The following is a 6,486-nucleotide window of genomic DNA, read 5'->3' as shown; positions in this document are numbered from 1 at the left end:
AACACTTGGGCTATACGTGTGAGATTGACTGAACGAACCTTTACCAGTGCTAGAATAAATTGGGCTAGCAAGGTGACTCGGGCTTGATGCCAACCAAAAACCCCTTTAAGCTCTTTGGTGAGTGAATTGATCTCTTTCATTGTTTTACAATTCTTCATGGTTTCGCAGCCTGAATTGTAATACCAATGAGGGATTAATTCACTTCTAACTAGTTGATTTTTCTCATTTATTCAGCTTTTTGTCCTGTACATAGATTCAGTGGTTAAACTTTACTAAAGCAGCTTATTGTTCATAACGACTGAGGAAGTGGGCAAACTTCTCTATGGCCGCTGTCAGGTCTTCAACATACGGTAAGGTGACGATTCTAAGGTGGTCAGGGTAGGGCCAGTTGAAAGCAGTACCTTGAACAAGTAAGACTTTTTCTTGAATCAGCAAGTCGAGCACCATCTGCTCGTCATCTTGAATACGATAGCGTTTAGGATCAAGCCTGGGAAACAAATACAAAGCCCCCTTTGGCTTAACGCAACTTACACCAGGAATGGCATTAATCAGCTCACAGGCGCGGTCACGTTGCTCAAGTAGGCGACCTCCGGGCAGAATAAGATCATTAATACTCTGGTAGCCACCAAGAGCAGTTTGAATAGCATATTGACTGGGCATTGCTGGACATAAACGCATGGAGGCCAGCATATCCAACCCTTCAAGATAGCTTTTGGCATGGTGTTTGGGACCGCTTATAACCATCCAGCCAGAGCGAAATCCCGCTGCACGATAAGCCTTGGACAAGCCATTAAAGGTGATGACTAATACATCATCACATAGGGCGCCGACGGAGTGGTGAACGGCATCATCGTAAAGAATTTTATCGTAAATCTCATCAGCAAAGATAATCAGTTGATGCTGGCGGGCAATTTCGATGACTTCCAGTAAAAAGGCTTTGCTGTAGACAGCACCTGTTGGGTTATTGGGATTGATCAGGACAATACCACGGGTTTGTGGGGTAATTTTGCTACGAATGTCGTCTAAGTCTGGCAGCCAGTCTTGTTGTTCATCGCAAATATAATGCACGGGTTTACCGCTGGACAGGGTGACAGCAGCTGTCCACAGAGGATAGTCAGGAGCCGGGATGAGGATTTCATCATGGGTGTTGAGCAGGGCCTGCATGGCCATCACAATAAGTTCACTTACCCCGTTACCAATGAGGATATCGTCAATATTGACGTTATGAATTTGTTTTTGTTGGTAGTACTGCATGACTGCTTTACGTGCGGCAAAGAGTCCCTTGGCGTCACCATAACCTTGGGCTTGTGGTAGGTTGCGAATTACATCCTGAATAATTTCTTCAGGGGCATCAAAACCAAACGGGCTGGGATTTCCAATATTTAATTTTATAACCCGATGACCTTCTTCCTCTAAACGCTTTGCTTCGGCAAGCACTGGCCCACGAATATCGTAGCAAACGTTGTTGAGTTTTAGGGACTTATTGATTTCCTGCATGGTTAGGACTCTTTGAATAATCAGCTTAGGTATACCCACTCAGCAGCAGGTGAACAGCCATTGCATTAGCCTCCTGTTTTCATTTGGGCTACTGTGGCACGAAGGATGAAAATTTCATCTTATTGCTGAGTATATGCCATAGTATTGTAATCTGGGTGTTATAAGCAATCGCTGAAATAATGATTTAAGTTTCATACGTAAAGTGTTACAGGTTACTTGTAATTTTTTTATGTGAGGGTTTGGGAGTTTGGGCATGAATAAAAATAAAAAGGTTAAAAAGTCTCTTCAAGAGTGGCAACAACAATTAACACCTGAGCAATATCGAATTTGCCGTGAAAAGGGGACTGAGCCAGCGTTCTCTGGAGAGTACCTGGGTATGAAAGAGGCAGGTATTTATAGTTGTACCTGTTGTGGGCAGCCGTTATTTCACTCTACGACCAAGTATGATTCAGGTTCTGGCTGGCCTAGTTATTACCAGCCAATTGATGAAGAGGTAGTCCATACAGAAACAGATCATAGTCATGGAATGGTACGAACAGAAGTCATGTGTAGTCAATGTGAGGCCCACTTAGGCCATGTCTTCGCTGATGGTCCCCAACCGACAGGATTACGTTACTGCATTAATTCTGCTTCATTAAAATTTACTACGGCATCATCAGAGTCTAGCAAGGAAGATAATTAATATACTTTTTTTAACATGGAGATTTGCAATGGCTGATTCACTTTACGAGATACCGTGCCAAACGATCAAAGGCGAGTGGATGACACTTGAGCCTTATCAAAATCAGGTAATGTTAATTGTAAATACAGCCAGTCAGTGTGGCTTTACACGACAGTATGCAGAACTGGAGACCCTTTACCAACAATTTCAGGGGCAAGGCTTTGTGGTGTTAGGCTTTCCGTGTAATCAATTTCTACAGCAGGAACCAGGGAGTGATAGCGAAATTGCTACGTTTTGTGATACTCAGTTTCAGATTAGTTTTCCGATGTTTGCAAAAGTAAATGTGAATGGTGAAAGCACACATCCGCTGTATGCATTATTAAAACGCCGAGCGCCTGGTTTATTTGGACTGGATAAGATTAAGTGGAATTTTACCAAGTTCTTGGTTTCACCTCAGGCAAAAAAAATACAACGGTTTTCACCAATAACCTCACCACTTTCTATAAGCCAGCAAGTTGAGGGCTATTTAATGTGTGCCTAGATGCTGGGGATACAGTAGATCTATTTCGATTAGGCTGGGCCCTAAGCACGAGCAGGCTCGGCCGTAAGAGAGTTACGATGTTGGCCTGCCCACTTTTCAACCATATAAGCCAGCTGGTCTTTTTTAAAAGGTTTTGCCAAATAGTCATTCATACCAGAATCCAAGCACTTTTGGCGGTCATGGCTTAGTGCATTGGCCGTAAGCGCTATGACAGGTACTGATTTCATGTGTTCGATGGTACGCAGTTTTTGAGTGGCTTCGTAGCCATCCATTACAGGCATGTTGCAGTCCATAAAGACTAAGTCATAGTGATGTTGTTGACAAAGTGCTAGGCACTCTTTGCCCTGAGTCGCAACGTCGACATGATGACCAATTTTTTCCAGCATACCTTTAACGACAAGTTGATTGATATGGTTATCTTCCACCACCAAAATATGCATGGCCTCAAATGTTGATGTAGGTACTTGGGATATTTCCTCAACAGTTGTTTGGGAAGACAGGTGAAAAACCTGAAGTAATGTGCTGTAAAGTTCATTCCTACGTAAAGGTAACTGCAATTGTTTGCTGATACCCAGAATCTGTTGTGTTTCTTTATCCAGCATATCCTGATGAGCGGTGGCGAAGATAATACTCATATCATCATTGGCATTTATAAATGCATTGGCATCAGCGGCTCTGTCAATAATAACGCATGAGTATAGGTGCGGCTTGATTTGCTCAAGTTGTGGTACCAACGGTTGCTGGTAACTCAGTGTTTTGTAAGGAGCACCCCAGTAGTCTAAATGATTGCATAGTGTCTGTTGAAGCGCATCATGGCAAAGCAAGAGAATTTGATAATACTGCAACTGTGGGTTAACTTGCGGTCGAAAAATATGCTCGGGTTTGGCCAGTGGTAGGATAACGGTGAAGGTGCTGCCTAAAGAAGGTTCGCTGCTTACTTTAAGGTGGCCTCCCATCGCTTCACTTAGGTTTCGACAGAGCGCTAAACCTAAGCCAGTACCGCCAAATTTTCGGGTAATATCGACATTGGCCTGGGAGAAGGGCTGAAAGATTTTTTCTTGAGCCTCTTTACTGATGCCAATGCCAGAGTCTTTGATATTAATTGCGACGATAAACTCTTGGTCATTTTCATCGGCGACTTGAACACTAAGCTGGACAAAACCCTTACTGGTAAATTTTATCGCGTTACTTAGCAAGTTACTAATTATCTGATGGATGCGAGTAGGATCTCCCAATATGTTTTCTGGTATTTCTGGGGCAATATCACACTCTAATGCCAGTTTCTTTTCGTTAGCACTTTGACTGTGCAAATTAACAGCGTCTTCTACCGTGCCACGTAAGTCAAACTCGATTTGTTCTAGCAGTAATTTTCCTGACTCAAACTTCGACAGGTCAAGTATATCGTTCAATAACTCCACTAATACTTTACCTGAGTTGTAAGCAATGGTGAGTTGTTGTTGCTGTTCATGGTTTAGTTCGCTGTCTAGCGTTAAACCAATCATTCCTAATACCCCATTTAAAGGGGTCCTGATTTCATGACTCATGCTTGCCAGGAAAGCCGAGCGTGCTTCTGCCATCTGCTCGGCCTGATGACGTGCTCGTTCAAGCATGGCATTACTGGTTTGAAGCTGTTCATTCGTTCGGCGTAATTCCCCTGTGCGTTGGTCGACAATGGTTTCCAACTGCCCAAGGTAGTGGCGGAGCTGTGCTTCAGCTTCCTGGCGACGGGTCAGGTTTGAGTGAAGACTCTGAAGATATTGATTCGTTGTTTTGACCAGGCAGCCTATTTCATCATCTTCATGATGTTTAGGGTAGGGGAGTTGCACTGCATTTTTTTCATCTTCTGGATTAAGCCGGGTTAGCGCTTTAATCAGGCTTACTAAGGGTTTGGTTAATGTACTGTAGAATAAAAATAATAAAATAACAGATAAAACTAAACTACGTACGAAACCTGTTGCCAGTGTTGTGAGTGAGCGTTGCAGAAAGCTTGAGCCAATGGCATAGGTATCAATTTCTAGATTGAGATAGCCCAATAGCTCATTGGGGTTATAGTCAATGGTTAGCGGTTCTTGGTAGTAACGGGTTTTACCAAACAGAAAGTCACTAATGCCCCGATAAGGCGCATCAAACATGGCCTCTTTGGCTGAAGCCAGAACATTTGCATTACTATCTATCAGCTCTACACCGATAACACTGGGTGACTTGAGCAGACCATTGACCAATTCTTGTGCCAGCTCGTGGTCAATAATATAGGCCATACGTGCGGCAGGGTTACGAGTGATGTCTAAAATAGAGCGAATTTGTGCATCAATAAATGCTTTTTCGTAACTATAATCAAGCGTAACCTGCGCAATGCTCAGCATAAGACCAAGTAAAAAGGCGACAAGTACAGTGTTTCTGGCCTGTTTATACGATAGTCGTTTTGTAAACTTGATATTCATTAGTCAGGTGTTGTATGACCTGTTAATAAGTTATTAATAGTGATTATAAGGCTTAAAAGGTAGGATACCACTCCCTGGTGCATTCTGGCAGCGTAAGTATCAGTCGTAGACGTTTTTCTTTTTCCAGGTTTCATCTTCATCAACAAGCTCATCAAGCTTGCTGACTAAACTGCTACTTTGATTTTCGGGTGTCTCCTGGCTGGTTTGTGATTTTTGTTGCTCCTCTGCATGAGCAATACGAATTTTGAGCTTTTGAATGTAGTCATCATAGGTATGACTGGCATTATGCTTACGTAATTCATCAATAGCACGCTCATAATAGTGGATAGCCAGGGTGTATTTTTCCGCCTGCTGTGCATTATAAGCACTATAAGAAAACAGCTCATAGGTGATAATGATAAGGCGTTCCTTAATGTAATTTATGAGTTTTGATGCATCAACTTTACTGATGCGATTGCTCTTAAAGCTAGCCAAGACAAGTCGTTGGCACTCATGGAAGGTATTGTGAAGTTGTTGTGCTTGTGCCTCAGCAGTAATGTTGACTGACTTATGCTGTTCTTGAATAATTTTATCTATAAACTCGACCATTTCGCCTTTGGTATTGGCTATACGTTCCTCAATAGATGAGTTATGGTCTTTTGATGATAAGCTTTTTATTGACTCTAACGCATCAAGCTTTTCACGGATTAAAAATTTCCCTAAGCCATGGCCAAGATAGGGCATTGGTAACGAACTCATTACCTCTTCAACCCGCCTAACCCGGTTACTAAATATTGAGGCCTTTCGGCTTTTTTCGATTTTGGCATTTTCAGCGCTATGGTAGGCATACGCTGCGCCTATTAAGATGATGACAAATACCAATATCGCTGCTGTAGTAGTAATAGGTGACACCACACTCTCCATTTACTGGTTGTTATTCACCTTAATTCTTAATTGAGTATAGGCCGCTTGCTCAAAGCTGTTTAGGTAAATTCTAGAATGGATAATAGTATGTTTGTGTTACGGGAGATATGGGCGTTAGCGAGCAGCAGTTTAGTTGCTGATTTGTTTCATTTTTAATGTTGTCATAAAAAAGCTTGACCCATAAGTAATTAGCTCGTAGGATACGCACCCGTTCGCCACAGAAATTGAGAGCGAAGGCCTGCGTCCCCTTCGTCTAGTGGCCTAGGACACCGCCCTTTCACGGCGGTAACAGGGGTTCGAGTCCCCTAGGGGACGCCAAAATATTACAAAAAAGCCAGCATTTAGCTGGCTTTTTTGTATCTAAACATTATATCCCTATGATGTGTTTTCAATTGTTGCTTCAATGAGATACCAAGCAGCTTGGTATCTCATGTGGGTAGTTG

5 protein-coding genes, 1 tRNA gene and 1 pseudogene are annotated in these 6,486 nt (G+C 42.6%); 3 read left to right on the top strand and 4 right to left on the bottom strand.

Features of this window, described 5'->3' with window-relative positions; genetic code table 11:
- Window positions 1-140 (bottom strand): annotated as a pseudogene (locus F607_RS35990) (IS4 family transposase); the annotation flags it as partial.
- 142 nt (window positions 141-282) lie between these two features.
- Window positions 283-1,497 (bottom strand): pyridoxal phosphate-dependent aminotransferase, encoded by a 1,215-nt coding sequence (locus F607_RS0107905; protein WP_027707669.1) that lies wholly within the window; start codon window positions 1,495-1,497, stop codon window positions 283-285.
- 253 nt (window positions 1,498-1,750) lie between these two features.
- Between F607_RS0107905 and msrB the strand changes: the two genes are divergently transcribed.
- Together msrB and F607_RS0107895 are read left to right on the top strand one after the other, a co-directional pair.
- Window positions 1,751-2,179, top strand: coding sequence for a peptide-methionine (R)-S-oxide reductase MsrB (gene msrB, locus F607_RS0107900; RefSeq protein WP_027707668.1), 429 nt, complete (start codon window positions 1,751-1,753; stop codon window positions 2,177-2,179).
- Between the two features lie 28 nt (window positions 2,180-2,207).
- Entirely contained in the window at window positions 2,208-2,699 is a 492-nt protein-coding gene (locus tag F607_RS0107895) for a glutathione peroxidase (protein ID WP_027707667.1), read from the top strand.
- A 41-nt stretch (window positions 2,700-2,740) separates the two neighbouring features.
- On the opposite strand, the gene F607_RS0107890 is transcribed toward F607_RS0107895, so the two are convergent.
- Window positions 2,741-5,140, bottom strand: a complete 2,400-nt coding sequence (locus F607_RS0107890; protein ID WP_027707666.1) for a response regulator — start codon at window positions 5,138-5,140, stop codon at window positions 2,741-2,743.
- A 99-nt stretch (window positions 5,141-5,239) separates the two neighbouring features.
- Window positions 5,240-6,031 (bottom strand): hypothetical protein, encoded by a 792-nt coding sequence (locus tag F607_RS0107885; protein ID WP_157365400.1) that lies wholly within the window; start codon window positions 6,029-6,031, stop codon window positions 5,240-5,242.
- A 254-nt stretch (window positions 6,032-6,285) separates the two neighbouring features.
- Here F607_RS0107885 and F607_RS0107880 point away from each other — a divergent pair.
- Window positions 6,286-6,361 (top strand) — tRNA-Glu (locus F607_RS0107880).
- Window positions 6,362-6,486: the final 125 nt, after the last annotated feature.

Origin of the sequence: Zooshikella ganghwensis DSM 15267, from assembly GCF_000428585.1 — a bacterium.
In the GTDB taxonomy this organism is placed as follows: domain Bacteria; phylum Pseudomonadota; class Gammaproteobacteria; order Pseudomonadales; family Zooshikellaceae; genus Zooshikella; species Zooshikella ganghwensis.
The sequence above is the reverse complement of the archived record's forward strand: the minus strand, read 5'-3'. Positions and strand labels throughout refer to the sequence as shown.